The organism is Pseudoxanthomonas sp. CCNWLW251, assembly GCF_037402255.1.
In the GTDB taxonomy this organism is placed as follows: domain Bacteria; phylum Pseudomonadota; class Gammaproteobacteria; order Xanthomonadales; family Xanthomonadaceae; genus Pseudoxanthomonas_A.
Genome location: NZ_JBBEGA010000001.1, coordinates 19,692 through 46,346, shown reverse-complemented (window position 1 = coordinate 46,346; position 26,655 = coordinate 19,692). Strand labels below are relative to the sequence as shown.

Here is a 26,655-nt window from a genome sequence, read left to right as displayed (position 1 = left end):
AAAAGAAAAAAGGCCGGCGCATGGCCGGCCTTCTTCAGACACATGAACAGGGCTCAGGACACCTTGGAGGGCTCCCGCAGTTCCTTGCGCAGGATCTTGCCGACATTGGTCTTGGGCAGCTCCGTGCGGAACTCGATGTGGCGCGGTTGCTTGTAACCGGTCAGGTTGTCGCGGCAATACGCCTTCACTTGTTCGGCAGTGAGGTTGGGATCCTTCTTCACGATGAAGACCTTCACGGCTTCACCCGACTTGTCGTCCGGCACGCCGATCGCAGCGACTTCAAGCACCCCTTCCAGGCCGGCGATGACGTCCTCAACCTCATTCGGATACACGTTGAAGCCAGAGACCAGGATCATGTCCTTCTTGCGGTCGACGATATAGAAGAAACCGTTCTCGTCCATCTTCGCCATGTCGCCGGTATGCAGCCAGCCATCGGCGTCCATGACGTTCGCGGTTTCCTCGGGGCGCTGCCAGTAGCCCTTCATTACCTGCGGGCCCTTGATGCACAGTTCACCGACCTCGCCGACGGGCATGATGTTGCCATCGTCGTCCTTCAGGCAGGCATCGGTGGACGGCACCGGCAGGCCGATGGCGCCGTTGTAGTCGTGCAGGTTCATCGGGTTGATGCAGGCCGCGGGCGACGTCTCGGTCAGTCCGTAGGCTTCGACCAGTGTCACGCCCGTGACCTTCTTCCATTTCTCCGCCACCGCACGCTGCACGGCCATGCCGCCACCGAGCGTCATCTTGAGGTTGGAGAAATCGACTTCATCGAAGCCGGGCGTGTTGAGCAGGCCATTGAACAGCGTGTTGACGCCGGTGATCGCGGTGAAGCGGGTGGCCTTGAGTTCCTTGACGAAGCCCGGCATGTCGCGCGGGTTGGTGATCAGGTGGTTCAGTCCGCCCAGCTTCATGAAGACCAGGCAGTTCGCCGTCAGCGCGAAGATGTGGTACAGCGGCAGCGCGGTGATGATCACCTCGTTGCCGTAGTCCAGCCCCGTGCCCACCCACACGCCCGCCTGCTGCATGTTGGCCACGAGATTGCGGTGCGTGAGCATCGCGCCCTTGGCTACGCCGGTGGTGCCACCGGTGTACTGCAGGAAAGCGATGTCGCCGGAATCGATGTCGACTTCGGGCAGCGTGTGCAATTGTCCCAGCGTCAACGTGTCCTTGAAGCGTACGGTGCCCGGGATGTCGTAGTCCGGCACCATCTTCTTCACGTACTTCAGTACGAAGTTGACGATCGCACCCTTGGGGAAACCGACCAGGTCGCCCAGCGCGGTGGTGATGACCTGCTTGACCTGCGTGCCCGCCAGGGCTTCCTGGGCGGTCTTGCCGAAGTTGTCCACGACCAGCAGCACGCTGGCGCCCGAGTCCACCAGCTGGTGCTTCAGTTCGCGCGGGGTGTACATCGGATTGACGTTGACGACCGTCAGTCCCGCGCGCAGCACGCCGAAGATGGCGATGGGGTACTGCAGGCAGTTCGGCATCATGATGGCGACACGGTCGCCCTTCTTGAGCTTCAGTTCGCCGAGCAGGTAGGCCGCGAATTGCCGGCTGAGCTTGTCGATCTCACCGTAGGTCAGGGTCTTGCCGAAATTGCGGAACGCGGGACGGTCGCGGTACTTGCTGATCGCCTCATCGAAGACGGACACGATCGAGCGGTACTGCTCCAGGTCCACTTCCTGCGGCACGCCTTGCGGGTAACTCTTGAACCACGGACGTTCCTGACTCATCGTTCTGCTCCCTCCCCAGGGTCTTCGGGCTGCCTTGCGGCGAACTGTGGGCGAGCGCCCGGTCACGGACGCGTGTCGGGAGCATACCGTTCCGGATGGAAAAGGCGAAGGTTTCGATGTCGACAATGAGGTGGAAGGGAGCCGGATGTCTGCTGGCGCTGATGCTGGGTCTGGTCGCGTGCACGACCGATACACCCGAAGCGCAGGTGCGGCAACGGTTCGACGACATGCGGGCGGCCGTGGAAGAGGGCCGCGTCGGCGATTTCATGGATGGCGTGAGCCGCGACTTCAGTGGCGATGGCGGCATGGACAATGCTGCGTTGCACAACCTGCTCAAGATGCAGACGCTGGCAAATGCACGCATCGGCGCCACCACGGGACCGCTGGACGTTCGGGTGGAGGGCGACAGTGCTTCGGTTGCGTTCCGCGTACTGCTGACAGGGGGCAACGGCCGATTCCTGCCCGAGCAGGCGCGCAGCTACCAGGTGACGACAGCCTGGCACAGAGAGGACGGCGACTGGCGTGTGTATCACGCGCGATGGGAGGACGCCCGGTGATCATTTCACCGGCGTGAGTTTTCCGGCCGTCCATCGGTAGCGCAGCGTCCTCTCGACGGTCGGGCAGCAACGCGGATCGTTCGGGCCGGGCCATTTCGTCTTGAGTTCCACCACGCGATCGCGGACGGTCATTGCCTCGACGCTGCCCAAAGGTTCGTGCGTTTCGCCTGCCGGCACGTAGCGTGCTCCTTCCTGCGCCAGGACGGCCACACCATGGTGCCAATAGGTGGGGCCGTACAGGGTCCACAGCACGACGATCTCGTTCTGTCCGTCATTGTCGAGGTCGGTGATGACGACGTCCCCCGCCTCGTAGCCTTCCTGCGGATTTCCACCTGCCGACTGCTTGCCGGCGACGTACTGTTCGGCGATGCGCCGGGCCTGTCCTGCATCGGGCGACGCCGCCAGCGCTACCGGGGCCGAGGCGCCGGCGATGCAGGCAGACGCCAGCAGCACGCTCAAGCGAAGGATCATGATGTCCATGGCAGGGCACTCTGCAGCCTTCGAACGAAGGCCCTCTGCAGTGCAACGGAACCGGCGTGCGCAACCGGCAGCATGGAGGCCCGCTCCAAGAGTGCATTTGCATGCAAGGCCCCCCGCTGAGTTGAAGCAGGGGCGGGGCACGGGCCTCAAAATCCTCCGGGGCAGGCCGCGCGCAGGAAAAGGGCCGCCCGAAGGCGGCCCCATTCTCTTGCGCCGGAACCCCGCGACTGGCGGGTCAGGCTGCCTTGCGCGCCGCCAACTGGCGAAGGACGTAATGCAGCAGGCCGCCATGGCGGAAGTACTCGACTTCCTTGGGCGTCAGCAGCAATACCTTGGCCTGGAACTTCACTTCCGTGCCATCGGCCTTGCGTGCACCGACCGTGGCGACCTTGGCGGCGCCGTCCTGCAGGCCGGTGACATCGAACGTCTCCGACCCGTCCAGGCCCAACGACTGCGCGTTCTGTCCGTCGATGAACTGCAAAGGCAGCACGCCCATGCCGACGAGGTTGGAACGGTGGATGCGCTCGAAGCTCTCCGCGATCACCGCTTTCACGCCCAGCAGATTGGTGCCTTTCGCGGCCCAGTCGCGCGAGGAACCCGTGCCGTATTCCTTGCCTGCGATCACTACCAGCGGCACGCCATCGGCCTTGTACTTCATTGCGGCATCGTAGATGGACATCTTCTCGGGCGGCGTGCTGCCGAAGTACAGCGTGTTGCCGCCTTCCTCGCCGCCGAACATCAGGTTCTTGATGCGGATGTTGGCGAAGGTGCCACGCACCATGACGTCGTCGTTGCCGCGGCGGCTGCCGTAGCTGTTGAAGTCCACGGGCTGTACGCCCCGCTGCTGCAGGAAGCGGCCCGCGGGCGAGTCCTTCTTGATGTTGCCGGCGGGCGAGATGTGGTCGGTGGTGATGGAGTCGCCGAATAGCCCCAGCACGCGCGCGCCATGCACGTCATCGATGCTACCCACCTCCATTGACATGCCATCGAAGTAGGGCGGGTTCTTGATGTAGGTCGAGCCGCCGTCCCATGCGTAGAGTGCGCCATCGGGTGATGCGATGGTGTTCCAGCGGCTGTCGCCCTTGAACACGTCGGCATAGTTCTTCGCGAACATTTCCGGCCCCACGGTGCGCGCGATGAAGTCGCCGATTTCCTTGTTGGTGGGCCAGATGTCCTTGAGGTACACCGGCTGGCCATCGCTGCCCCGACCCAGCGGTTGCGTGGTCAGGTCGATGTCGGTGGTACCGGCGATCGCATAGGCCACTACCAGCGGCGGGCTTGCGAGGTAGTTCATTTTCACTTCGGGATGCACGCGGCCCTCGAAGTTGCGGTTGCCCGACAGTACCGAGGCCACTACCAGGTCGTCCTTGGAGATGGCGGCCGATACGTCGTCGGGCAGCGGGCCGGAATTGCCGATGCACGTGGTGCAACCATAGCCGACCACGTAGAAGCCGAGCTTCTCCAGGTCCGACAGCACGCCAGCCTTTTCCAGATAGTCGGTGACCACGCGCGAACCCGGGCCGAGCGATGTCTTGACCCAGGGCTGCGCCTTCAAACCCTTGGCCACCGCGTTGCGCGCCAGCAAGCCCGCGCCGAGCATCACGGCAGGATTGGACGTATTGGTGCAGGACGTGATGGCGGCGATGACCACCGAGCCATCCTGGAGATTCCAGGCGCCGCCGCTGTCCGGCGAGGATTCATGCGCGGCTTCGTGGGCGCCGACAGCGGTGCCGCCGCCACCCTCGTTCTTCAGGCGGTCTTCCTGCACCACGTCGATACGCTTGCGACGTGCGTCGATGAAAGGCGTCAGGTTGTCGCGGAAGTTCTGCTTCATGTCCTGCAGCAGCACGCGGTCCTGCGGACGCTTGGGGCCGGCCAGCGAGGGCCTTACGTCGCCCATGTCCAGGTGCAGCGTGGCACTGTATTCGGCGTGGGGACTGTTGGCGTCGTGCCACAACCCCTGCGCCTTGGCGTAGGCCTCGACCAGCGCGATCTGCTCCTCGCTGCGTCCGGACAGGCGCAGGTAGGTCAACGACTCGGTGTCGATCGGGAAAATGCCGCAGGTCGCACCGTATTCCGGCGCCATGTTGCCGATGGTGGCGCGGTCGGCCAGCGGCAGGTGCTGCAGGCCGTCGCCATAGAACTCGACGAACTTGCCCACCACGCCCAGCTTGCGCAGCATCTGGGTGACCGTCAGCACCAGGTCCGTCGCGGTCGCACCTTCCGGCAACTTGCCCGTGAGCTTGAAGCCGACCACCTGGGGAATGAGCATCGAGGAGGGCTGGCCCAGCATGGCGGCCTCGGCTTCGATACCGCCCACGCCCCAACCCAGCACGCCGATGCCGTTGATCATCGTCGTATGGCTGTCGGTACCGAAGACGGTGTCCGGATAAGCGATGGCCTGGCCGTCCTTCTGCCCCGTCATGACCACGCGGGCCAGGTTCTCCAGGTTCACCTGGTGGACGATGCCGGTGTTGGGCGGTACCACCTTGAAGTTGTCGAACGCCTTCTGGCCCCAGCGCAGGAAGCCGTAGCGCTCCTTGTTGCGTTCGAACTCGATCTTGCCGTTGAGATCCAGCGCATCCGCGCTGCCGAACACGTCCACCTGCACGGAATGGTCGATGACCAGTTCGGAGGGGATCAGCGGATTGATCTGGTCGGCATTGCCGCCCAGTTTCACCACCGCATCGCGCATGGCCGCCAAGTCGACCACGCAGGGGACGCCGGTGAAGTCCTGCAGCACCACGCGGGCCGGCATGAAGGCGATCTCGGTGTCGGGTTCCTTCGCCGCCTCCCAGTTCGCGACGGCATGGATGTGCTCGGGGAGCACCGATACGCCATCTTCGCAGCGCAGCAGGTTCTCCAGCAGGATCTTCAGGGAGTAGGGCAGGCGGGCGAAACCCTTGGCCGGGTCCAGTCGCTCGGCAAGGGCCGGGAGGCTGAAATAGGTGTAGGACGTGCCGTTGACGTCCAGGGAACGGCGGGTGGCGAAGGAATCGCTCATCGCGGAGGCTCCTGTAGCTATGGGAAGGGGCGCAGGAGCAGCATAGGCCGCCGTTCCTTCGCGTCTTGTCGATGCTTGCCCGGATTATCCGTCAAGACTGAGACGGTCGTGACCCGACCAAAGCCGAAGGGCGGGACGGGCAGTGAGACGGGACGAGGCGAACTCCTGTGATGGGGTATGCCGGAGAAAGTATGTATAATTCGTCCATACTCAAGAGGGCGTGACGATGGAAGCCACCGTTGCCGAGCGCGGACAGATCACGCTCCCGAAGGCCGTGCGGGATGCACTGGGCCTGACCAAGGGAAGCGTGCTCAAGGTCGAGCTGGAAGGTAGCCGCATCGTGTTGCGGAAGAGTGTCGACGACGCGATCTCGCGCGTGCGCGGCAAGTTCGCCCTCGATGCGGTGCCGACACCGGATACGCCCGCCGAATGATCGCCGTCGACGCGCCCGTCCTGATCGAACTGCTGACCGACGGCCCGCGCGCGGACGCCGTGGAGGCCGGCCTGCGCCAGAGTCTGGGCGGCGGTCGCGTGGTCGTCTGCGATGCCGCACTGGCGCAGCTCTGTGCTTCGCTGCGCAACGGCGCCGATGCGCTGGCGGCGCTGGAGGAGATGGGCGTGCATTTCCACCCGGTCGAGGCCAAGTCCGCGTTGCGGGCGGGCGAGATGCAGCGACGTCATCGCCAGCGAGAAGGCGGGTCACGGCCGATCGCCGACTTCCTGGTCGGCGCGCATGCGCTGCTGCAGTGCGACGGGCTGATCACCTTCGACACTGCGTTCCACCGCGATTATTTCAAGGGCCTGAAACTCATCGTGCCCGCCAACGAGTAAGCCTCAACCGTTTTCCTCTCCACCGCCCCATCGAACGACCGGAGTCACCATGTTGGAAGCCTATCGCCACCACGTAGCCGAGCGCGCCGCGCTGGGCATCCCGCCGCTGCCGCTGACGGCCCAGCAGACGGCCGAGGTCATCGAACTCCTGAAGAACCCGCCGGCCGGTGAAGAAGACTTCCTGGTCGAGCTGATCACCCACCGCGTGCCTGCCGGCGTCGATGATGCTGCCAAGGTCAAGGCGTCCTACCTGGCCGCCGTGGCCTTCGGCGCCGAGAAGACGCCGCTGATCTCCGCGAAGCGCGCCACCGAACTGCTCGGCACCATGCTGGGTGGCTACAACATCCATCCGCTGATCGACCTGCTCGACAACGCCGCGCTGGGCGCGGTCGCGGCCGAAGGCCTGAAGCACACGCTGCTGATCTTCGACGCCTTCCACGATGTGCAGGAAAAAGCCGAGGCCGGCAATGCGCACGCGCAGGCCGTGCTGCAGAGCTGGGCCGATGCCGAGTGGTTCACCAGCAAGCCGGAAGTGCCGCAGTCCCTGACGATCACCGTGTTCAAGGTGCCGGGCGAAACCAACACCGACGACCTGTCGCCGGCACCGGACGCCACCACGCGCCCGGATATCCCGCTGCATGCGCTGGCGATGCTGAAGAACAAGCGTCCCGATGCGCCGTTCGTGCCGGAAGAAGACGGCAAGCGCGGCCCGATCCAGGAAATCCTCTCGCTTAAGGACAAGGGCCACCTGGTCGCGTACGTCGGCGACGTGGTCGGTACCGGTTCCTCGCGCAAGTCGGCGACCAACAGCGTGCTGTGGTTCACCGGCGAGGACATCCCGTTCATCCCGAACAAGCGCTTCGGCGGTGTCTGCCTGGGCTCCAAGATCGCCCCCATCTTCTACAACACGATGGAAGACGCCGGCGCGCTGCCGATCGAGCTCGATGTGTCGCAGATGAACCACGGCGACGTGGTCGAGCTGCGCCCGTACGACGGCAAGGCGTTGAAGAACGGTGAAGTGATCGCCGAGTTCCAGGTGAAGTCCGAGGTGCTGTTCGATGAAGTGCGTGCCGGCGGCCGCATCCCGTTGATCATCGGCCGCGGCCTCACCGCGAAGGCGCGCGAAGCGCTGAAGCTGCCCGCGACGGACCTGTTCCGCCTGCCGCAGCAGCCAGCCGATACCGGCAAGGGTTTCTCGCTCGCCCAGAAGATGGTCGGCCGCGCCTGCGGTTTGCCGGAAAACCAGGGCGTGCGCCCTGGCACGTACTGCGAGCCGAAGATGACCTCGGTGGGGTCGCAGGACACCACCGGTCCGATGACCCGTGACGAGCTGAAGGATCTGGCCTGCCTGGGCTTCTCGGCGGACTTGGTGATGCAGTCGTTCTGCCACACGGCGGCCTATCCGAAGCCGGTCGACGTGAAGACGCACCACACGCTGCCGGAATTCATCTCTACCCGCGGCGGCATTTCGCTGCGCCCCGGCGACGGCGTGATCCACAGCTGGCTCAATCGCATGCTGCTGCCCGACACCGTCGGCACCGGCGGCGACTCGCACACACGTTTCCCGGTGGGCATCTCGTTCCCGGCCGGTTCGGGCCTGGTCGCGTTCGCCGCAGCCACCGGCGTGATGCCGCTGGACATGCCGGAATCGGTGCTGGTGCGCTTCAAGGGCGAGATGCAGCCCGGCGTCACCCTGCGCGACCTGGTCAACGCCATCCCGTACTACGCCATCAAGTCGGGCTTGCTGACGGTCGCCAAGCAAGGCAAGAAGAACATCTTCTCCGGCCGCATCCTGGAGATCGAGGGCCTGCCGGACCTGAAGGTGGAGCAGGCGTTCGAACTGTCCGACGCCTCGGCCGAGCGTTCCGCCGCCGGCTGCACGGTGCGGCTGAACAAGGAACCGATCATCGAGTACCTCACCAGCAACATCACGCTGCTGAAGTGGATGATCGCCGAAGGCTACGCCGACGCCCGTTCGCTGGCTCGCCGCATCAAGAAGATGGAAGCGTGGCTGGCCGACCCGCAGCTGCTGGAGCCGGATGCCGACGCCGAGTACGCCGCCGTCATCGAGATCGACCTGGCCGATGTGCACGAGCCGCTGCTGGCCTGCCCGAACGATCCGGACGATGTGAAGACGCTGTCCGATGTCGCCGGGACCAAGATCGACGAAGTGTTCATCGGTTCGTGCATGACCAACATCGGCCACTTCCGCGCGGCCGCCAAGCTGCTGGAAGGCAAGCGCGACATCCCGACCCGCCTGTGGGTCGCGCCGCCAACCAAGATGGACGCCTCCGAGCTGACCAAGGAAGGGCACTACGGCACCTTCGGCACCGCCGGCGCGCGCATGGAGATGCCGGGCTGCTCGCTGTGCATGGGCAACCAGGCGCAGGTGCGCGAGGGCGCGACGGTGTTCTCCACCTCGACCCGCAACTTCCCGAACCGCCTGGGCCGCAACTCCAACGTGTTCCTGGGCTCGGCGGAACTGGCGGCGATCTGCTCGCGTCTGGGCAAGATCCCGACCAAGGCCGAGTACATGGCCGACATCGGGGTGATCAACGAGAAGGGCGCCGAGATCTACCGCTACATGAACTTCGATCAGATCGAGGAATACCAGGACGTGGCCAAGACCGTCGCGGCCTGATCGGCCCGACGGGGAAAAGAAAAGGCCCGGCTATGCCGGGCCTTTTTCTTGCGCGTTCCACCGGGTCAGGCTAGCCAGTCCTCCACCGCCTCCAGCATCTGCCGGCGGCCGAGAACGAAATCCCACATCGTGCCGCCCAGCTGCCGCCAGAGCACGGCCGAGCGCACGGCGGCCAGCAGGATCGCGCGGATCTCGGCCACCACCCCGGGCTGACCGAGGTAATGCGGATTGCCCTGGACCATCACGCGCGGGCGCAGGTGGCTGATGGTGTCGGCGTACAGCCCGCCCAACGCGGACAGCACATCCGGATGGGTGCTGCCCTGTTGTTCCGCACGTGGCGCGATCTCGCCAATGCCGCGCGTGACCGCATGCACCGTGTCGTTCTCGCGCACAAAGCGACGCTCCAGTTGCAGCACCGCCATCGCCAGGCGGGGCAGGGCCTCGTCGTGGGCGTCCTTCGCCAGATAGCTGCGGAGGACGCGCAGGCCGGGCGTGACCCCGGCCACGCTGCCGTAGACGTCCGCCGGCGACGCGGCATCGATGCGGAACACGCTGTCCAGTGCGGCCTGCACGGCCGACCCTTCGGACTGGCCGGTTTCGGCGATGCGGCGGACCTGGTGGAGCGCCTGCGCCAACCCGGCCAAGGCCAACACGCGGTCGGAATATCGATTGCTCAAGCTGCTTGCTCCGCGAGTTTCATTTCAAGAGGTGCGTCGGTGCGCGCGATGACCGCGCCCCCCAGGCATTCGTCGCCGTCATACAGCACGAGCGATTGACCGGGCGTGACGGCACGCTGTGGCGCCGTGAATTCAACCGCGACCGTGCCGTCATCGCGCACGTCCACCTGGCACGGCTCGTCCGGTTGCCGGTAACGGGTCTGTGCGGTGCAGGCGAAGCGGCCAGCAGGCGGACTGCCGGCAACCCAGTGCGCCGACTCGGTCCACAGGCGCCTGGACATCAGATAGGGGCTCTGGGTGTCCTGGTCGACGTACAGCACGTTGTGGGCCACATCCTTGCCCACGACATACCACGGCGCCTGCGGGCGCCCGCGAACACCGCCGATCTGCAGGCCTTCACGCTGACCGAGGGTGAAATAGAAGACGCCGGAGTGTTCGCCGATCACCTGGCCTTGCGGATCGCGCATCTCGCCGCGCCTGGCGGGCAGGTAGCGGCCGAGGAACTCGCGGAAGTCGCGTTCGCCGATGAAGCAGATGCCGGTGGAATCCTTCTTGTCGTGCGTCTGCAACCCCGCCTCGCGCGCGATGCGGCGCAAGTCGCTCTTCTGCAGTTCGCCGATCGGGAACAGCGTGGCCGACAGTTGCACCTGGCCGAGCTGGTGCAGGAAATAGCTCTGGTCCTTGCCGCGGTCGACACCGCGCAGCAGGCGCCAGCGTCCATCCCGCTGGTCCACGCGCGCATAGTGGCCGGTGGCGATCTTCTCGGCGCCCAGGTCGCGTGCGGCATCGAGGAAGTGCTTGAATTTCACCTCGCGATTGCACAGCACATCGGGGTTGGGCGTGCGGCCTGCGGCGTACTCGGCCAGGAAGTGCTCGAACACGCCCTGCCAGTATTCGCTCGAAAAATCGCGGAAGTGGAACGGAATGCCGAGGCGGCCGCAGACGGCGACCGCATCGCGCCGGTCGTCCTCGGCGCGACAATCGCCGGAGCCATCATCGGCCCAGTTCTGCATGAATAGGCCTGCGACGGATTCACCCTGCCGCACCAGTTGCAGGGCGGCGACGGACGAATCCACGCCGCCCGAGACGCCCACGATGACGCGTGGCTGGCTCATGCGATCTGTTGCAGCGTGGACAGGGGAGAGCGACGTCCCGACAGGAAGTCCTGCACGACCTGCCACACCAGCGGGCTGCGGTGGCGGTCGGACTGTGCCTGCAGTTCGGCGGGCGTCAGCCACACTGCCTGCACGATGCCGTCGTCGAGCGGGCGGTCCGGCAGATGGCGCACCGGCTCGGCGGCGAAGGCGAAGCGCAGGTAGTGCCGCCCCGTCTCCGCTTTCCATTGGTAGGCACCGACGAAGGCGGTCAGTTCGACCTCCCATCCGGTTTCCTCGAGGGTCTCGCGGCGGGCAGCCTCCAGCAGGCTCTCGTCCGGTTCCAGGTGGCCCGCCGGCTGATTGAAGACCAGACGACCCTGTGCACGCTCTTCCACCATCAACAGCCTGCCATCGTGGACCACCACCGTGGCCACGGTGACGTCAGGCTGCCAGAAGCGTCCCTCCCGGTAGCTCACTTACAGCTCGTCCTTCTCGCCGGAGAGCTCGATTTCCTCGTTGTCCGCGGTCTCCGCCGCAATGTCCATCGCCGCTTCCAGCGCCGCGCCGTCCACGCTGTCGGGCAGCTTGATGACGAAATACAGCACGTCGCCCGACAGCTCCCAGCTGCCCAGCTTCTTGGCGCGGCTGTCCGCCATCAGCGCGAGTGCCTTGGCGCCATCGATGCCGTCGGCGGCGACGCGGCCGGCCGGGGAGAACACCTCGCGGATGCTGATGCCGTTGACGTGTTCGGTGCGTCCGGACACGAAGACCAGCTGGGTGCGGTTCTCCTGCTTGTAGGAGTAGGTGACCTTGTAATCGCCATCGGCGTCCACTTCGAACTGGATCCCGCGCGCCGTCAGCCGGGCGTCAACCGAGGCGTCGGCCGCCAGCACGGGCGTCGCGATCGCAGTGGCGCACAGCAGGGCGGCGGAGGACAGTCGGGACAGCGCAGGTTTCATGGTCGGCTCGGTGGTATTGGGATGGCGCATTGTGGCCGGGGTCACGCATGGCGTCCATGCGGGCGGCGACGGCCGGCTCCACCGCCTATAATTGGCCCATGTCCCGAAAGAACGAAAACGAACGCGACCATGGCCTGATGGTGGAGACCAGCCGGCCCGAGGTCGCGCCGCCACCCCTGTACCAGGTACTGCTGCTCAACGACGACTACACGCCGATGGACTTCGTGGTGACCGTCCTCCAGCAGTTCTTCGTCATGGACCTGGAAAAGGCGACGCAGGTGATGCTGCACGTGCATACCCGCGGTCGTGGCGTATGCGGCGTGTACACCCGCGAGGTGGCCGAATCCAAGGTGGCCCAGGTCAACGAGTTTTCACGTATGAACCAGCATCCCCTGCTGTGCACGATGGAGAAATCCTGAGGGGACCGGCGGGGTAGGCCGGGTCGGATACGGTGTGGGGGCACCGCCGCGAGGCACAAGGCAACGATCCCTGAACACTGAAATCCGGTAGGGTGATGGAAAACCGCCCGCCAAGCCGCATATTGTCGGCATAGGCCCCGGAGGCAACCATGTTCAGCAAAGACCTCGAGCAGACCATCGGACAGTGCTACAAGCGCGCCCGCGAAGCTCGGCACGAATTCATGACCGTCGAGCACCTGCTGCTCGCGCTGCTCGAAAACCCCTCGGCACAGGCCGTCCTGAAGGCGACCGGCGCGGATGCCAACCGTTTGCGGGCGGACCTGGAACAGGCCATCGAAGCATCGGTCTCGCGGCTGGCGGAAGACGACGGCCGCGACACCCAGCCGACGCTGGGCTTCCAGCGTGTGCTGCAGCGCGCCGTCTACCACGTGCAGTCCTCGGGCAAGAAGGAGGTCACCGGCGCCAACGTGCTGGTCGCGATCTTCGGCGAGAAGGACTCGCACGCGGTGTACTTCCTCAACCAGCAGGACGTCACCCGCCTCGACATCGTCAACTACCTGTCCCACGGCATCGCCAAGCAGGGCGAGGAGAACGAGGCCGGCGGACAGCCGGAGGGCGAGGGCAAGGCGGAGGGCGGTGAGGGCGAAGGCAAGGGCGACGCCCTGACCGAATTCGCCAGCAACCTGAACGACATGGCGCGCCAGGGCCGCATCGACCCCCTGGTGGGCCGTGGCGACGAGATCGAGCGGACCATCCAGGTGCTGTGCCGTCGCCGCAAGAACAATCCGCTCTACGTCGGCGAAGCCGGCGTGGGCAAGACGGCGCTGGCCGAGGGCCTGGCCAAGCGCATCGTCGAGGGCGAAGTGCCCGATGTGCTGCTGGATGCCGTCATCTACTCGCTGGACCTGGGCGCGCTGGTCGCGGGCACCAAGTACCGGGGCGACTTCGAGAAGCGCCTGAAGGGCGTGCTGGCGGCGATCAAGAAGATCCCCGGCGCCATCCTGTTCGTCGACGAGATCCACACCATCATCGGCGCGGGTTCGGCCAGTGGCGGCACGATGGATGCGTCCAACCTGATCAAGCCGGCGCTGGCGTCGGGTGAGCTGCGCTGCATCGGCTCGACCACGTTCCAGGAGTACCGTGGCATTTTCGAGAAGGACCGCGCGCTGGCGCGGCGCTTCCAGAAGATCGATATCGTCGAGCCCACGGTGGGCGAGACCTACGAGATCCTGCAGGGACTGAAGCCCAAGTACGAGGCGCACCATGGCGTGACCTACGCGGATGATGCGTTGCAGGCGGCGGTGGACCTGTCGGTGAAACACATCGGCGACCGCCTGTTGCCGGACAAGGCCATCGACGTCATCGACGAGGCGGGTGCCCGCCAGCGCCTGCTGCCGCTGGAGACGCGCAAGGAACTGATCGACGTCGAGGAAATCGAGACCATCGTCGCCAAGATGGCGCGGATTCCGGCCAAGCAGGTGTCCTCATCCGACAAGGACGTGCTGCAGCACCTGGAGCGCAACCTGAAGATGGTGATCTTCGGGCAGGATGCGGCCATCGAGACGCTGGCATCGTCCATCAAGCTGGCGCGCAGCGGCCTGGCCAATCCGGAGAAGCCGATCGGCAACTTCCTGTTCGCCGGTCCGACCGGCGTCGGCAAGACCGAGGTGACCAAGCAACTGGCGCTGCAGCTAGGTATCGAGCTGGTGCGCTTCGACATGTCCGAGTACATGGAACCGCATTCGGTCAGCCGCCTGATCGGTGCGCCCCCGGGCTATGTCGGCTTCGACCAGGGCGGCCTGCTGACCGAGAAGATCGTCAAGACGCCGCATTGCGTGCTGCTGCTGGACGAAGTGGAGAAGGCGCACCCCGACATCTTCAACATCCTGCTGCAGGTCATGGACCGCGGGGTGCTGACGGATACCAATGGGCGCGAGGCCAACTTCAAGAACGTCATCCTGGTGATGACCACCAACGCCGGTGCGGCGCAGGCATCGCGCCGGACCATCGGCTTCACCCGCCAAGACCATTCCACCGACGCGATGGAAGTGATCCGCCGCAGTTTCACGCCGGAGTTCCGCAACCGCCTGGATGCCATCGTGCAGTTCCAGGGGTTGGGCTTCGAGCACATCCTGCGCGTGGTGGACAAGTTCGTCATCGAACTGGAAATGCTGCTGCAGGAGAAGCACGTCAGCCTGTCCGCCACCCCGGCGGCGCGTGACTGGCTGGCCCAGCATGGCTTCGATCCGCTGATGGGCGCGCGCCCGATGGCCCGCCTGATCCAGGACAAGGTGAAGCGTCCGCTGGCCGACGAGCTGCTGTTCGGCAAGCTGGTGGACGGTGGCCGGGTCAGCATCGACGTGCGGGAGGGTGAACTGGTCGTCGATGCGCAGGCTGAACCTGAAAGGCTGTTGCCGGCGACGGTGTAAGCGGCCGGACGCTCACGCGGGCATGTCAGAAAAGGCGGCCTCCGGGCCGCCTTTTCCGTACGGACGCCTTACTGTCGTGCGCGTCGTTTGCGGACAGCGAACTCATCGGCCGTGATCTGTTCCACGATGCTGACGCGGCAGCTCCCGCGCTTCGTCACCACCTTGGTGTCCTGGGGGCACAGCTGGCCCACCTGGCCCTTCGTGGATATTTCCACGGTGGGCGTCATGGTGATGGGGGCGCAGCTGTTTCGGAATGCGACACGGTAGTGGCTCTGGCCGTCACGCAGATAGAACTGCTCACCGCCGCCGGCTCTGATGATTTCCTGGTCGTTGCCCAGGCTCACGCACGCGGTCACCGGCTCACCCGCCTGTGCCGCCAAGGGGACCAGGCTCGCTACGAGCAGCAGGAAGGGAAGAAGACGTGGATTCATGGCACCGCTCGACGGGTTGGCAGCCGGAATTGGCCACGGCCACGCTACGCATCGGTCCCGAGCTGCAAATCTGCCGTTCGTGGTCCTTACCAGCGACCCGGTGCCGGAAGTCACGGCACCCGCACCAGCGCGCACGCTCGGGCGCATAAACGCAGAAAGCGGCCATTGGCCGCTTTCAAATCAAAGGGTTGCGCGCATTACTTCATGCGGTAAGTGATTCGACCCTTGGTGAGGTCGTACGGGGTCATTTCGACCTTCACCTTGTCGCCGGTCAGGATGCGGATGTAGTTCTTGCGCATGCGGCCGGAGATGTGGGCGATGATCTCGTGCCCGTTTTCCAGCTTGACCCGGAACATGGTGTTGGGCAGCGTCTCGGCAACGGTGCCTTCGAATTCAATGGAATCGTCTTTCGACATGTATGCCTGTGCTGTGCCGCGAGGGATGGCGGATGCCATGAAGCCGGGCATTGTACGCCTGCGGGGCTCCCGGTGCAAAAATTCCGTTACGGCACCAATGGTTGCGCCAGTTCCGGGGCCGCCATTGCACCGAATCGCTCCGTCCAGCCCTCGGCGGGGAAGGGGTGTGCCACCCATTGGGCAACCTCGGCAAGAAACGCCTCCCGGGGCATCAGGATTGCGCCCAACGAACGCAGGTGTGCGTTTTCCACCTGCGCATCGATAAGCGGCCAGCCCCACGCCCGCAAGCGCATGGCCAGCGCCGCGAGCGCGACCTTGGAGCCGCCCGGACGGGCACTGAACATGCTCTCGCCGAAGAACATGCACCCGATTGCCACGCCATAGATGCCGCCCACCAGCGTGCCATCGGCGAAGACCTCGACCGAATGCGCGTGCCCCGCCCGGTGCAGATCGATGTAGGCCTGGCGCATGCCGGACGTGATCCACGTACCCTCCTGTCCTGGTCGGGGTGCTTGCGCGCAGGCGGTGATGACCTGCTCGAAACGGGTGTCCGCGCGGACCTGCCACGTGCTGTGCTTCAGGTCGCGGCGGAAGCGCGAGGACAGGCGCACGCCGTCAGTGCGGAACACCATTCGGGGATCCGGCGACCACCACAACGGGGGCTGGCCCGGCGAAAACCACGGGAAGATGCCGTTTCGATAGGCGTTGAGCAGGCGCGGCAGTGACAGGTCGCCACCGATCGCCAGCAATCCGTCGGGTTCGCGCATGGCGTTGCCGACGGGAGGGAAAGGCGCGTGGGGATCGGAAGACAGGACGAACGGCCGTTGGCGCATGCCGCGATTGTAGGGCGCATTCCCGGCACGATGCGCGGGGTTCAGTCGCACTGCTTGAACGGCGTATGCGCCTGCAGGCTGAGGGCATAGCGGCGCACGGCCAAGGCTTCTTCCCCGCACCAATCGGCCAGGGCGGCGGAGAAGTCCGGACGGGCGATCCAGTGGCGTGAGTACACGAAGGTGGGCAGGAACCCGCGCGCGATCTTGTGTTCGCCCTGGGCGCCGGGCTCGAAGATCTTCAATCCCTCGCGCAGGCAATAGTCGATGCCCTGGTAGTAGCAGGTCTCGAAATGCAGTCCCGGCAGCACGCTCTCCGCGCCCCAGTAACGGCCATACAGGGTGTCCCCTCCGCGCAGGCACAGCGCCCCTGCGATCGTGCGGCCCTGATGATCGGCCAGGAACATCACCAGGTTGCGCGGCAGCGAGGTCGCGAGATGTTGCAGGAACTGCAGCGTCAGTGCCGGCGAGTTGCCGTAGTCGCGGAAGGTACGCAGGTAGAACCCGAACATCGCCTGCAGGTCGGCCACGCTGGCTTCGTCGCCGTGCACGGTACGGAAGGTCACCCCGGCGCGCTGCACCTTTGCGCGCTCCTGGCGGATGTTCTTGCGGTGCTTGTGGTCGAAGTCCGCCAGGAAGCCATCAAAGTCGCACCAGTGCCCGGGGTTGCGCCAGTGGTACTGCACATCGATGCGGGGCAGCCAGCCGTCCGGAAAGCCTGCGTGCTCGACGGGCGTCGGGAAGTTGATGTGGGCGGAAGACAGGTTCAGCCGCAGCGCCTGGTCCTGGATCGACGTCAGCAGCAACGCGCGATGGCCATGATCCGATGCCAGCAGCCGTGGTCCCGTGACAGGCGAGTAGGGCACACCGCCCAGCCACTTGGGGTAATAGTCCAGTCCGTGCTGCGCGTACGCGTGCGCCCAGGCGTGGTCGAACACGAACTCGCCGTGCGAGTTTTCCTTGAGGTACCCCGGCGCTGCGGCGACCAGCAGCTCTCCGTCCCACAAGGTGGCGTGATGCGGCGTCCAGCCCCATTCCTCGCGCAGGCAGCCGTGGGCTTCCAACCCGTGCAGGAACGCATGGGAAACAAAAGGGTTGCGGCCATCGTGCAAGGCGTCCCACGCGGGCGCCGGCAGGTCGGCAAGGGAAGGAAGGAAACGGACCGCAATCATCGGCAGACGCTACGGACGCAGATCCAGCACGTCGATGGTCGGAGGATTGAACAAGCGCATCGGCAGGCCGATCTCGCCGGTGCCCGCGGTGGTGTACACGCGCACGCGGCCATGGGGCGTGCGCAGGAACTGCTCGCCGCGATCGAAGCCGTACTGGCTGGGAATCACGCGTTTGTACAGCCACGGAATGCGGATCTGCCCACCATGCGTATGGCCTGCAAGCACCAGAGCCGCCCGGGCCGGATCGAGGTCGATCGCGCTGTCGGGATTGTGGGTCAGCACCAGGGTGGGGGAGGGCGAGGGCAGGGCGGAAAGGAAGCCGGGATCGTCCTTGTTCGCCCAGCGGTCGCCCAGTCCGGCGAGACGGAATCCGCGCACGGTGACGGTTTCGCCTTCGATCACGCTGACGTTGTGCCTCGCCAGGGCGGAACGGAGTTCTGCATCGATGTCGGGCCCCGGCGCCTGCTGGTCATGATTGCCGAGCACGGCGTACGTGGGCAGGTGGAGCTCCGCGAGGGGTGCGAACATCTGTTGCAGCGACTTGCCGGCAGGCTCGTAGGTGAAATCGCCGGCAATCACCACCGCGTCCGCCTGCAGGGTGTTGATCCGGTCCACCAACCGCCGCAGGTATCTACTGTCCTTGTAGACGCCCAGATGGATGTCGCTGATCAGCACCAGGCGTGCCTGCCCGCCGGTGCCCGCGAGTACCGTCTCCTGTACGTGGATCCGCTGTGGTTCGACGAAGCGTGACCAGGCGAACAGCAGGCAGCCGGACAGAAGCAGGGCAACCAGCCAGCGCCCGCGCCTCTCGCGCAAGCGCCACACAAGCCAGGCCAGGAAAGGCCAGACCAGCCAGCTGCCGTAGAACAGGCACTGCTTGATCAGCAGCTTGTCCATCCCTGGCGCTCTCCCCTGGGGCCCGGATCAGCCGTCCTTGTCCAGGAAGCGCTCCGCATCCAGCGCCGCCATGCAACCGAAGCCTGCCGAGGTGATGGCCTGGCGGTAGTGCTGGTCGGTCACGTCGCCGGCGGCAAACACGCCCGGGATCGTCGTCGCGGTGGCGTTGCCCTCGATGCCGGAGCGGATCTTCAGGTAGCCGTTGCTCATGTCCAGTTGTCCTTCGAACAGGCCGGTGTTCGGCGTGTGGCCGATGGCAACGAAGAAGCCGTGCACGTCGATGTCGCGCGTGCTGCCGTCCTGCATCGACTTCACCCGGATACCGGTGACGCCGGCCTCGTTGCCCAGCACCTCGTCCACCGTGTGGTGCCACACCGGCTCGATCTTGCCGGCCTGGATCTTGGCGAACAGCTTGTCCTGCATGATCTTCTCGGCACGCAAGGTGTCGCGACGGTGCACCAGATAGACCTTGCGGGCGATGTTGGACAGGTACAGCGCTTCCTCCACCGCGGTGTTGCCGCCGCCGATCACGGCCACGTCCTGGTCCCGGTAGAAGAAGCCGTCGCAGGTCGCGCAGGCCGACACGCCGCGGCCCTTGAAGGCTTCTTCGGACGGCAGGCCCAGGTACTTGGCGGTGGCGCCGGTGGCGATGATCAGTGCGTCGGCGGTGTACTCGCCGCTGTCGCCGATCAGCTTGAACGGACGCTTGGACAGATCGGCCGTATGGATGTGGTCGAAGATCACCTCCGTCTCGAAGCGCTCCGCATGCGCCTGCATGCGCGCCATGAGGTCGGGCCCCATCAGACCATGGGCATCGCCGGGCCAGTTGTCCACTTCCGTGGTGGTCATCAGCTGGCCACCCTGCTGCAGGCCGGTGACCACGACGGGCTTGAGATTGGCGCGGGCTGCGTAGACGGCAGCGGTCCAACCGGCGGGGCCGGAGCCCAGGATCAACAGGCGGCAGTGCTTCGAAGTGCTCATGTATACTCGCGAAAAGAGGGTGATCGGGCCGGCAACGACGCAATTGGATCATCGTCTGCAAGCCCATAGAGTGGCGATGCGTATCCGGCGAATCAAGGCGCGCGGGTGGAAAGCGGTGGTGCACGCGCAAGCCCGACGGATCGATTGAAGACGCTGCGCAGCCACGCGGCGTTTTTTGCTGTCTGGGGTAGCGCAATCGTCCGCCCTGGCGGGATGCCCCTGCTGTTGCGTCGGGCATGATTCGTTTACTATCAATCACTAACAGAAATTTCCTAAGGTCTGGTCCAAAGGTGGCGAAGCAGCTCCCGGACAACGGCAAATCCAAAGGCGGCAACACGGCCGCGCGCAAGCAGGCGTCGCCTCCGAATCCCCGCAGGCAGCGTCTCTGGCGTGATCTGGCGCTGATCGCCATTGCTCCCCTGTTGCTGTACCTGCTGGCCAGTCTCTTCACCTTCTCGCCGCAGGACCCCAGCTGGTCGCAGTCCGGCAGCCTGACCGCGCCGGTCCACAACATGGGGGGACTGGCGGGTGCGTACCTCGCCGACATGCTGTTGTGGCTGTTCGGCTACGTGGCTTTCCTGTTGCCGTTGATCCTTGGCGCGGTCGCGTGGATCGCGTTGTTCGGCATGGATACCGATGGCGACGGTGAGGCCGACCTGGGGCCGGCGCTGCGCCTGATCGGCATGGTCGGCTTCCTGATTTCGGCGACGGGGCTGCTGCATCTGCGTGGCGTGCCGGCCGAACATTTCTCCGCCGGAGCCGGCGGCATCCTCGGCACGCTGGTGGGCAAGTCGCTGCTCAAGCTGTTTGGCGGACTGGGTGGCAACCTGTTCCTGCTGGTGCTGTTCCTGACCTCGGTGACGCTGGCGACCGGACTGTCGTGGTTCGCCGTGATGGAGCGCATCGGCAAATATGTGCTGATGCTGCCCGACCTGTTCCGCCGCGGCAGCCAGCAGGCCAACGAATGGCAGCAGACGCGGGCGATGCGCGAAGAGCGCGAGACCGTCCGCAAGACCGACGCCATTGCCCGCGCCAAGCGCGAGCCGGTGAAGATCGAACCGCCTGCGCCCGCCATCGTGGAAAAGAGCGAACGCGCCAAGCGCGAGCAGCAGATCCCGCTGTTCCACGGCACCGGCGGCGACGAATCCGGCCTGCCGCCGCTGTCGCTGCTGGACGATCCGAAACCGCAAACCAAGGGCTATTCCGAAGAAACACTGGAAACCCTGTCGCGGCAGATCGAGTTCAAGCTGAAGGACTTCCGCATCGATGCCCAGGTGGTCGGCGCCTATCCAGGCCCCGTGATCACGCGCTTCGAGATGGAGCCCGCGCCCGGCGTGAAGGTCAGCCAGATCAGCTCGCTGGACAAGGACATCGCCCGCGGCCTGTCGGTGAAGTCGGTGCGCGTGGTGGACGTGATCCCCGGCAAGTCGGTGATCGGCCTGGAGATCCCGAACACCAGCCGCGAGATGATCTTCCTCAGCGAGTTGCTGCGCTCGAAGGAATACGACAAGTCGGGCAGTCCGCTGACGCTGGCGCTGGGCAAGGACATCGCCGGTCGCCCGACCGTGGCCGACCTGGCGCGCATGCCGCACCTGCTGGTCGCCGGCACCACCGGCTCGGGCAAGTCCGTCGCGGTCAACGCCATGGTGCTGAGCCTGCTGTACAAGGCCTCGCCGAAAGACCTGCGCATGCTGATGATCGACCCCAAGATGCTGGAACTCAGCGTCTACCAGGGCATCCCGCATCTGCTGGCGCCGGTCGTGACCGACATGAAGGAGGCCGCCAACGGTCTGCGCTGGTGCGTGGCGGAAATGGAGCGCCGCTACAAGCTGATGAGCGCGGTGGGCGTGCGCAACCTGGCCGGCTTCAACAAGAAGGTCAAGGACGCGATGGACGCGGGCCAGCCGTTGATGGACCCGCTGTTCAAGCCGAACCCGGACCTGGCCGAAGCGCCGCGCCCGCTGGAGCCGATGCCCTTCATCGTCATCTTCATCGACGAATTCGCCGACATGATGATGATCGTCGGCAAGAAGGTGGAAGAACTGATCGCCCGCCTGGCGCAGAAGGCGCGCGCGGCCGGCATCCACCTGATCCTGGCTACCCAACGCCCGTCGGTGGACGTCATCACCGGCCTGATCAAGGCCAATATTCCCACCCGCATCGCGTTCCAGGTCAGTTCGAAGATCGACTCGCGCACCATCCTCGACCAGTCCGGTGCGGAAACGCTGCTTGGCCACGGCGACATGCTGTATCTGCCGCCGGGCACCGCGATGCCCGAGCGCATCCATGGTGCCTTCGTCAGCGACGAGGAAGTGCACCGCGTGGTGGAACACCTCAAGGCCAGTGGCAGCGCCGACTACATCGAAGGCGTGCTGGAGGAGATCCAGACCATGGGCGACGGCATCGTCGTGGGGCCGACCGGCCTTCCGGAGTCGGGCGGCGGTGGTGGCGACGAATCCGATCCGCTGTACGACGAAGCGGTGAAGATCGTCACCGAGAGCCGGCGTGCGTCGATCTCCGGCGTGCAGCGCCGCCTGAAGATCGGCTACAACCGTGCCGCACGCCTGATCGAAGCCATGGAAGCGGCCGGCGTGGTGACGCCACCCGAGCACAACGGCGACCGGCAGGTCCTCGCGCCGCCGCCACCGCGCTGACGCTTGATTTTGGGGGAGCGACGTAAGTCGCGACGACGCGCTGCCGGAGATCGATCGCGACTTACGTCGCTCCCACCACAGCCGGGCGCCCACCCCCCATTCAGTTTCACCCGGCCACACTCCGCCCCAACGTCCCTCACCCCGGAACGCACCATGCTCCGCACTGCACGCTACGCCATCCTCGCCACCGCCTTGCTCGCCACCAGCGCCTTCGCCGGTGCCCGCGATGAGCTCCAGACCTTCACCACCGGGCTGAAAGGGTTGGACGGGCAGTTCACCCAGAAGGTGTACGACGGGGGTGGCAAGCTCAAGGAAACCTCGAATGGCCGCGTCGCGCTGTCCGCCCCGCGACTGTTCCGCTGGGAGTACAACAAGCCCTACGAACAGCTGATCGTTGCTGACGGCAAGAAAGTCTGGGTCTACGACCCGGACCTGCAGCAGGCCACCGTGCGCGAGCAGGGCATCGAAGAAGAGAACAGCCCGCTGGCGGCGCTGATCGACCCCGGCAAGCTGGACCAGCAGTTCAAGGTCGCCGAAGCCACGGGGCAGGGCGGCGAGCAGTGGCTGACGCTCACGCCCAAGCAGGAAGGCGATGCCAGCTTCCAGACCGCGCGCCTGGCGTTCACCAACGGCACGCTGGTGAGGATGGAAGTGAAGGATGCGGTGGGCCAGCGCACGGAAATCAGCTTCTCGGGCTGGAAGCGCAATCCCGCGTTCGCCGCAGGCACGTTCAAGTACGCACCGGCCAAGGGCGTGGATGTCGTGGGCGGCCCCTGAGCGGGACGCCACGCATGGCCTGCGGTCGCGCGACGTTACAATGAAGCGTGGCCAAGACACGTACCCCCCTTGAACCGCAGGCCGACCTGCTGAGTACCGACACCGATGCGCTGAGGCCGTTGGCAGAGCGCATCCGGCCGCGCAGCCTGGATGAAATGGTCGGCCAACGCCGGCTGCTCGCGCCGGGGAGCGCGCTGCGTCGTGCCGTGGAATCCGGCCATGTGCACTCGATGATCCTGTGGGGCCCCCCGGGCTGCGGCAAGACCACCTTGTCGCTGCTGCTGGCGCGCTATGCCGATGCCGAGTTCAAGGCGATCTCCGCCGTGCTGTCCGGCCTGCCCGAGGTACGCCAGGTGCTGGCCGAAGCCGTGCAACGCTTTGCCGGCGGTCGTCGCACGGTGCTGTTCGTGGACGAAGTGCACCGCTTCAACAAGGCACAGCAGGATGCGTTCCTGCCGCATATCGAGCGCGGGACGATCATCTTCGTTGGCGCCACAACGGAGAATCCGTCGTTCGAACTGAACTCCGCGCTGCTCTCGCGCTGCCGCGTGCATGTGATGGAAGCGGTGTCGCCCGATGACATCCGGCATGCCCTTCGCCTTGCGCTTGCGGATGCCGAGCGCGGACTGGGCGAGCTTGGCGTGGAGGTGGACGACGAAGCGCTGCTGGAGATCGCGACGGCTGCCGACGGGGATGTACGGCGAGGATTGACGCTGCTCGAAATCGCTGCGGAACTGGCTGCCGACGAAGGGGGGCGCATCACCCCGCAGACACTCGCACAAGTGCTGGCAGACCGCACGCGCCGCTTCGACAAGGGGGGCGAGCAGTTCTACGACCAGATCTCGGCCCTGCACAAGTCGGTGCGCAGCTCTAATCCCGACGGCGCCGTGTACTGGCTGGCGCGCATGCTGGATGGGGGGTGCGACCCCGCCTATCTGGCACGACGCATGACGCGGATGGCGGTGGAGGACATCGGCCTGGCTGATCCGCGCGCCCTGCAGATGGCGATCGACGCGTGGGATACCTACGAGCGGCTCGGCAGTCCCGAGGGCGACCTCGCGCTCGCGCAACTGGTGATCTATCTCGCCAGCACGGCCAAATCCAACGCCGGCTACATGGCATTCAACGCCGCCAAGCGCGACGTGCGCGAATACGGCACGCAGGACGTACCGCTGCACCTGCGCAACGCCCCGACCAAGCTGATGAAGGAGCTGGGCTACGGCACCGGCTACCAGTACGACCACGATGCAGCGGGCGGCATCGCGCTGGACCAGACGGCATTTCCCGATGCGATGGGCGAGCAGGTCTACTATGCGCCGGTCGAACGCGGCCTCGAGATCAAGCTGAAGGAAAAACTCGACCGCCTGCGCGAGGCGCGCCGCCAGGCGCGACTGCAGGCCGGACGCGACGACTGACCTCCCCGCTGACGGAAGACGACCGATGCCGGCACACGCTGCACTCTGGTGGCAACAACTGATGCTGGTGATGGCGGGCGGTGCGCTGGGCGCGGCGGCGCGCTTCTGGCTGGGCGGCGCGCTGCTGCGACAGCTGGGAAGCGGATTTCCCTGGGGCACGTTCGCGGTGAACATGATTGGCTCGTTCGCCGCCGGCTTCCTTGCGATCTGGCTGGAAGGGCGCGGCCCTTCCGCACTCTACTGGCGCGCCTTCCTGCTCGTCGGGGTGCTGGGAGCACTGACCACGTATTCGGCGCTGATGGTGGAGTGCCTGTTGTTCGCGCGAACGGAGCGCCAGGGCGCCGCGCTTGGCTATCTCGCAATCACGCTGCTGACCGGGCTGCTGCTGGTGTGGCTGGGTGCACGCCTCGCCGATGCGGTCCGCGCACCGACCTGGTAACGGCGACAACGCTGGCAACTACCGGGGCCGGCCATCACGCGCTGGATATGACGCTCCCGCTTCGCCAGCGGACGAGCGGTCTGTTCGCGAACGGAAATTTAACGCGTCGCGCGAACAGGACTAACGATTGCCATGCAAGTGTGACCCGCGTCGCTTTTTAGGGGCTTCCCCTGGGTCCCGGAGCGGCCACAAGGAGAATCAACATGTGCATTCGCAAGACACTGATCGCATCGGCGGTATTGCTGGCGCTCGGCACGACGGGACAGGCATTCGCGCAACAGACCAATACCGAAAATGGCCCGGGTGACGACATCCTGGTCAACCTCTCGGCGGATCTGAGCAACAACAGCACCAACACAGACAACAGCGACCACTCCGACAATTCGGACAACTCCGACAATTCCGACCACAGCGACAACAGCACCCACGACGGCGACAACCGCAACAATCGCGGCAGGGCGACTGCGGAGGGCTTCGGCTCGACGGCCGCCAACAATGGCAGCACCGCGACGTCCACGTTCTCCAACTCTTTCAACCACAGCAAGGCCGTGGCCGAAACGAAGCTGATCGGCGCCGTTTCGGGCGTGACCGTGCACGACATCGGCAACGTGGCCAAGAACTGGGGCGACGCGAACGGCGGCGACGGTGGCAAGGGCGGCGCGGGCTATGGTGGCAAGGGCTACGGCGGTAGCGCCGCGGGTGGCACCGGCAACGGAGGTGACGGCGGCGACGGCGGCAATGGCGGCAATGGCGGCAGCGGTGGCGATGCCAACAACGGCAGCGCGACGGCGGGCGATTCGTCCAACGGCAGCGCAACCATCGGCGACGCGACGGCCGGCAACGGTGGTCGTGGCGGCAACGCCGACGATACACGCGGCGCCAATGGCGGCGACGGCAATGGCTGGGGCGGCGACGGCGACGCGACGGCCGGCAATGGCCGCGGTCGTGGCGGTGACGCCGGTGGCTGGGGCGGTGATGGTGGCGGAGCCACGGGTGCTTCAGGTGGCGATGCCGGAAGCGCGAGCGGCGACACCGGTTCGATCGCGGGTGCTTCCGGTGGCGACGCCGGAGCAGGCAGCGGCAACGTGCGCGAACGTGGCGCAGGCGACGGTACCAGCGGCGACGGCACGGCAACCGGTGGCGCAGGCACGTCAGGTGACGCGACTGCAACGGGCGGAGCAAGCAGCGCCACCGCCGGTGCAGGCACGTCGGGTGACGCGACCGGTACGGGCGGTGACGGCTCCGGCACGGGCGGCGCAGGCTCCGGGACGGGCGGCGACGCGACCGCCACGGGCGGTGCAGGCTCCGGTATGGGCGGCGCAGGCGGCACGGTGACGGCGACCGCAGGAGACGGCGGTGATGGTGGCGATGCCAGCAATGGCGACGCCAGCAACGGCAGCGCGTCCTCCACCGCCAGCAATGGCGATGCGACGGCCGGCAACGGCGCCAGCGGCGCGGTCGGTGCGACCGGTGGTGCCGGCGGCGTCGGCAACGGTGGCGATGGCAATGGCGGTGACGGCAATGGTGGCGTCGGCAACGGTGCGACCGGTGGTGCCGGCGGCGCGGGCGGTTCCGTTGCGGTCGATGCGGGTGCGTTCGACATGTCCAACAACATGACGAGCGTCGGGCAGTCGGCGGCCGGCATCATGGTGGCGGCACAGAACAGCGGCATGGCCTCGCTGATCCAGCAAGGCATCACCGTTCAAGCCAATCTGACCGTAGGCCCATAAGCGTTCCGCGGTGTCCTGGCCCAGCTGGGCCAGGCACTCCGTGCGGACGCAGGCGTCCCGCTTCACGGCGGGACGCCCCATGGCTG

24 protein-coding genes are annotated in these 26,655 nt (G+C 65.9%); 11 read left to right on the top strand and 13 right to left on the bottom strand.

Annotation, left to right across the window (positions count from 1 at the left end; genetic code table 11):
• Positions 1 to 53: 53 nt before the first annotated feature.
• A complete protein-coding gene (locus WBN46_RS00200) occupies positions 54 to 1,733 on the bottom strand; it encodes a long-chain fatty acid--CoA ligase (protein WP_337729808.1) in 1,680 nt (559 codons plus the stop codon).
• A 125-nt stretch (positions 1,734 to 1,858) separates the two neighbouring features.
• Here WBN46_RS00200 and WBN46_RS00195 point away from each other — a divergent pair, with 125 nt between their 5' ends.
• A complete protein-coding gene (locus tag WBN46_RS00195) occupies positions 1,859 to 2,290 on the top strand; it encodes a nuclear transport factor 2 family protein (protein WP_337729807.1) in 432 nt (143 codons plus the stop codon).
• Here WBN46_RS00195 and WBN46_RS00190 read toward each other — a convergent pair whose 3' ends face one another.
• Together WBN46_RS00190 and acnA are read right to left on the bottom strand one after the other, a co-directional pair.
• A complete protein-coding gene (locus WBN46_RS00190) occupies positions 2,291 to 2,749 on the bottom strand; it encodes a hypothetical protein (protein WP_337729806.1) in 459 nt (152 codons plus the stop codon).
• A gap of 256 nt (positions 2,750 to 3,005) precedes the next feature.
• A complete protein-coding gene (acnA, locus tag WBN46_RS00185) occupies positions 3,006 to 5,774 on the bottom strand; it encodes an aconitate hydratase AcnA (protein WP_337729805.1) in 2,769 nt (922 codons plus the stop codon).
• 226 nt (positions 5,775 to 6,000) lie between these two features.
• On the opposite strand from acnA, the gene WBN46_RS00180 reads away from it, so the two are divergent.
• From WBN46_RS00180 to acnB, 3 genes are read left to right on the top strand one after another with little or no spacing between them, the layout of a single operon-like run.
• Complete coding sequence (locus tag WBN46_RS00180) at positions 6,001 to 6,207, top strand: AbrB/MazE/SpoVT family DNA-binding domain-containing protein (protein ID WP_337729804.1); 207 nt, start codon at positions 6,001 to 6,003, stop codon at positions 6,205 to 6,207.
• Positions 6,204 to 6,605: a type II toxin-antitoxin system VapC family toxin gene (locus WBN46_RS00175; protein WP_337729803.1), complete on the top strand. Its 402-nt coding sequence runs from the start codon at positions 6,204 to 6,206 to the stop codon at positions 6,603 to 6,605. The genes WBN46_RS00180 and WBN46_RS00175 overlap by 4 nt, the downstream gene beginning before the upstream one ends.
• 49 nt (positions 6,606 to 6,654) lie before the next feature.
• Positions 6,655 to 9,246 (top strand): bifunctional aconitate hydratase 2/2-methylisocitrate dehydratase, encoded by a 2,592-nt coding sequence (gene acnB, locus WBN46_RS00170; protein ID WP_337729802.1) that lies wholly within the window; start codon positions 6,655 to 6,657, stop codon positions 9,244 to 9,246.
• A 65-nt stretch (positions 9,247 to 9,311) separates the two neighbouring features.
• Here the strand turns inward: acnB and hflD are convergent, their stop codons facing one another.
• From hflD to WBN46_RS00150, 4 genes are read right to left on the bottom strand one after another with little or no spacing between them, the layout of a single operon-like run.
• Complete coding sequence (hflD, locus tag WBN46_RS00165; protein ID WP_337729801.1) at positions 9,312 to 9,923, bottom strand: high frequency lysogenization protein HflD; 612 nt, start codon at positions 9,921 to 9,923, stop codon at positions 9,312 to 9,314.
• The gene (gene mnmA, locus WBN46_RS00160) at positions 9,920 to 11,038 is read right to left on the bottom strand and encodes a tRNA 2-thiouridine(34) synthase MnmA (protein ID WP_337729800.1); all 1,119 of its coding nucleotides are present in this window, start codon (positions 11,036 to 11,038) and stop codon (positions 9,920 to 9,922) included. The genes hflD and mnmA overlap by 4 nt, the downstream gene beginning before the upstream one ends.
• The gene (locus tag WBN46_RS00155) at positions 11,035 to 11,496 is read right to left on the bottom strand and encodes an NUDIX hydrolase (protein WP_337729799.1); all 462 of its coding nucleotides are present in this window, start codon (positions 11,494 to 11,496) and stop codon (positions 11,035 to 11,037) included. Before WBN46_RS00155 ends, mnmA begins: the two co-directional genes overlap by 4 nt.
• Entirely contained in the window at positions 11,497 to 12,024 is a 528-nt protein-coding gene (locus tag WBN46_RS00150; protein ID WP_337729798.1) for a hypothetical protein, read from the bottom strand.
• 53 nt (positions 12,025 to 12,077) lie between these two features.
• On the opposite strand from WBN46_RS00150, the gene clpS reads away from it, so the two are divergent.
• Both clpS and clpA read left to right on the top strand, forming a co-directional pair.
• Positions 12,078 to 12,398, top strand: a complete 321-nt coding sequence (gene clpS / locus WBN46_RS00145; protein WP_192201152.1) for an ATP-dependent Clp protease adapter ClpS — start codon at positions 12,078 to 12,080, stop codon at positions 12,396 to 12,398.
• A gap of 149 nt (positions 12,399 to 12,547) precedes the next feature.
• Complete coding sequence (clpA, locus tag WBN46_RS00140; RefSeq protein ID WP_337729797.1) at positions 12,548 to 14,827, top strand: ATP-dependent Clp protease ATP-binding subunit ClpA; 2,280 nt, start codon at positions 12,548 to 12,550, stop codon at positions 14,825 to 14,827.
• Positions 14,828 to 14,895: 68 nt separating this feature from the next.
• Here clpA and WBN46_RS00135 read toward each other — a convergent pair whose 3' ends face one another.
• From WBN46_RS00135 to trxB, 6 genes are all read right to left on the bottom strand, one after another.
• The gene (locus WBN46_RS00135; protein WP_337729796.1) at positions 14,896 to 15,258 is read right to left on the bottom strand and encodes a hypothetical protein; all 363 of its coding nucleotides are present in this window, start codon (positions 15,256 to 15,258) and stop codon (positions 14,896 to 14,898) included.
• Positions 15,259 to 15,455: 197 nt separating this feature from the next.
• Positions 15,456 to 15,674: a translation initiation factor IF-1 gene (gene infA, locus WBN46_RS00130; RefSeq protein ID WP_055943174.1), complete on the bottom strand. Its 219-nt coding sequence runs from the start codon at positions 15,672 to 15,674 to the stop codon at positions 15,456 to 15,458.
• A gap of 86 nt (positions 15,675 to 15,760) precedes the next feature.
• Positions 15,761 to 16,507, bottom strand: a complete 747-nt coding sequence (gene aat / locus WBN46_RS00125; RefSeq protein WP_337729795.1) for a leucyl/phenylalanyl-tRNA--protein transferase — start codon at positions 16,505 to 16,507, stop codon at positions 15,761 to 15,763.
• Positions 16,508 to 16,548: 41 nt separating this feature from the next.
• On the bottom strand, positions 16,549 to 17,676 hold the full coding sequence (locus WBN46_RS00120; protein ID WP_337729794.1) for a GNAT family N-acetyltransferase: 1,128 nt from the start codon (positions 17,674 to 17,676) through the stop codon (positions 16,549 to 16,551).
• A gap of 9 nt (positions 17,677 to 17,685) precedes the next feature.
• Positions 17,686 to 18,573 carry a metallophosphoesterase gene (locus tag WBN46_RS00115; RefSeq protein ID WP_337729793.1) on the bottom strand — a complete coding sequence of 296 codons (888 nt, stop codon included), beginning with the start codon at positions 18,571 to 18,573 and terminating at the stop codon, positions 17,686 to 17,688.
• Positions 18,574 to 18,600: 27 nt separating this feature from the next.
• Positions 18,601 to 19,554: a thioredoxin-disulfide reductase gene (trxB, locus tag WBN46_RS00110; protein WP_337729792.1), complete on the bottom strand. Its 954-nt coding sequence runs from the start codon at positions 19,552 to 19,554 to the stop codon at positions 18,601 to 18,603.
• Positions 19,555 to 19,844: 290 nt separating this feature from the next.
• Between trxB and WBN46_RS00105 the strand changes: the two genes are divergently transcribed.
• The 5 genes from WBN46_RS00105 (at position 19,845) to WBN46_RS00085 (ending at position 26,569) form a co-directional block, all read left to right on the top strand.
• Positions 19,845 to 22,208, top strand: a complete 2,364-nt coding sequence (locus WBN46_RS00105; RefSeq protein WP_337729791.1) for a DNA translocase FtsK 4TM domain-containing protein — start codon at positions 19,845 to 19,847, stop codon at positions 22,206 to 22,208.
• Positions 22,209 to 22,361: 153 nt separating this feature from the next.
• Positions 22,362 to 22,985 (top strand): outer membrane lipoprotein chaperone LolA, encoded by a 624-nt coding sequence (gene lolA, locus WBN46_RS00100; RefSeq protein WP_337729790.1) that lies wholly within the window; start codon positions 22,362 to 22,364, stop codon positions 22,983 to 22,985.
• Between the two features lie 47 nt (positions 22,986 to 23,032).
• On the top strand, positions 23,033 to 24,400 hold the full coding sequence (locus WBN46_RS00095) for a replication-associated recombination protein A (RefSeq protein WP_337729789.1): 1,368 nt from the start codon (positions 23,033 to 23,035) through the stop codon (positions 24,398 to 24,400).
• Between the two features lie 25 nt (positions 24,401 to 24,425).
• Positions 24,426 to 24,839 (top strand): fluoride efflux transporter CrcB, encoded by a 414-nt coding sequence (crcB, locus tag WBN46_RS00090; RefSeq protein ID WP_192201162.1) that lies wholly within the window; start codon positions 24,426 to 24,428, stop codon positions 24,837 to 24,839.
• A 203-nt stretch (positions 24,840 to 25,042) separates the two neighbouring features.
• On the top strand, positions 25,043 to 26,569 hold the full coding sequence (locus WBN46_RS00085; protein WP_337729788.1) for a hypothetical protein: 1,527 nt from the start codon (positions 25,043 to 25,045) through the stop codon (positions 26,567 to 26,569).
• Positions 26,570 to 26,655: the final 86 nt, after the last annotated feature.

What these genes read in the sequence shown, in the direction of transcription:
- WBN46_RS00200 (WP_337729808.1), bottom strand. Translation starts at nt 1,733, where the DNA reads ATGAGTCAGGAACGTCCGTGGTTCAAGAGTTACCCGCAAGGCGTGCCG.
- WBN46_RS00195 (WP_337729807.1), top strand. Translation starts at nt 1,859, where the DNA reads ATGAGGTGGAAGGGAGCCGGATGTCTGCTGGCGCTGATGCTGGGTCTG.
- acnA (WP_337729805.1), bottom strand. Translation starts at nt 5,774, where the DNA reads ATGAGCGATTCCTTCGCCACCCGCCGTTCCCTGGACGTCAACGGCACG.
- WBN46_RS00180 (WP_337729804.1), top strand. Translation starts at nt 6,001, where the DNA reads ATGGAAGCCACCGTTGCCGAGCGCGGACAGATCACGCTCCCGAAGGCC.
- WBN46_RS00175 (WP_337729803.1), top strand. Translation starts at nt 6,204, where the DNA reads ATGATCGCCGTCGACGCGCCCGTCCTGATCGAACTGCTGACCGACGGC.
- acnB (WP_337729802.1), top strand. Translation starts at nt 6,655, where the DNA reads ATGTTGGAAGCCTATCGCCACCACGTAGCCGAGCGCGCCGCGCTGGGC.
- mnmA (WP_337729800.1), bottom strand. Translation starts at nt 11,038, where the DNA reads ATGAGCCAGCCACGCGTCATCGTGGGCGTCTCGGGCGGCGTGGATTCG.
- clpS (WP_192201152.1), top strand. Translation starts at nt 12,078, where the DNA reads ATGTCCCGAAAGAACGAAAACGAACGCGACCATGGCCTGATGGTGGAG.
- clpA (WP_337729797.1), top strand. Translation starts at nt 12,548, where the DNA reads ATGTTCAGCAAAGACCTCGAGCAGACCATCGGACAGTGCTACAAGCGC.
- WBN46_RS00135 (WP_337729796.1), bottom strand. Translation starts at nt 15,258, where the DNA reads ATGAATCCACGTCTTCTTCCCTTCCTGCTGCTCGTAGCGAGCCTGGTC.
- infA (WP_055943174.1), bottom strand. Translation starts at nt 15,674, where the DNA reads ATGTCGAAAGACGATTCCATTGAATTCGAAGGCACCGTTGCCGAGACG.
- aat (WP_337729795.1), bottom strand. Translation starts at nt 16,507, where the DNA reads ATGCGCCAACGGCCGTTCGTCCTGTCTTCCGATCCCCACGCGCCTTTC.
- WBN46_RS00120 (WP_337729794.1), bottom strand. Translation starts at nt 17,676, where the DNA reads ATGATTGCGGTCCGTTTCCTTCCTTCCCTTGCCGACCTGCCGGCGCCC.
- WBN46_RS00115 (WP_337729793.1), bottom strand. Translation starts at nt 18,573, where the DNA reads ATGGACAAGCTGCTGATCAAGCAGTGCCTGTTCTACGGCAGCTGGCTG.
- trxB (WP_337729792.1), bottom strand. Translation starts at nt 19,554, where the DNA reads ATGAGCACTTCGAAGCACTGCCGCCTGTTGATCCTGGGCTCCGGCCCC.
- lolA (WP_337729790.1), top strand. Translation starts at nt 22,362, where the DNA reads ATGCTCCGCACTGCACGCTACGCCATCCTCGCCACCGCCTTGCTCGCC.
- crcB (WP_192201162.1), top strand. Translation starts at nt 24,426, where the DNA reads ATGCCGGCACACGCTGCACTCTGGTGGCAACAACTGATGCTGGTGATG.
- WBN46_RS00085 (WP_337729788.1), top strand. Translation starts at nt 25,043, where the DNA reads ATGTGCATTCGCAAGACACTGATCGCATCGGCGGTATTGCTGGCGCTC.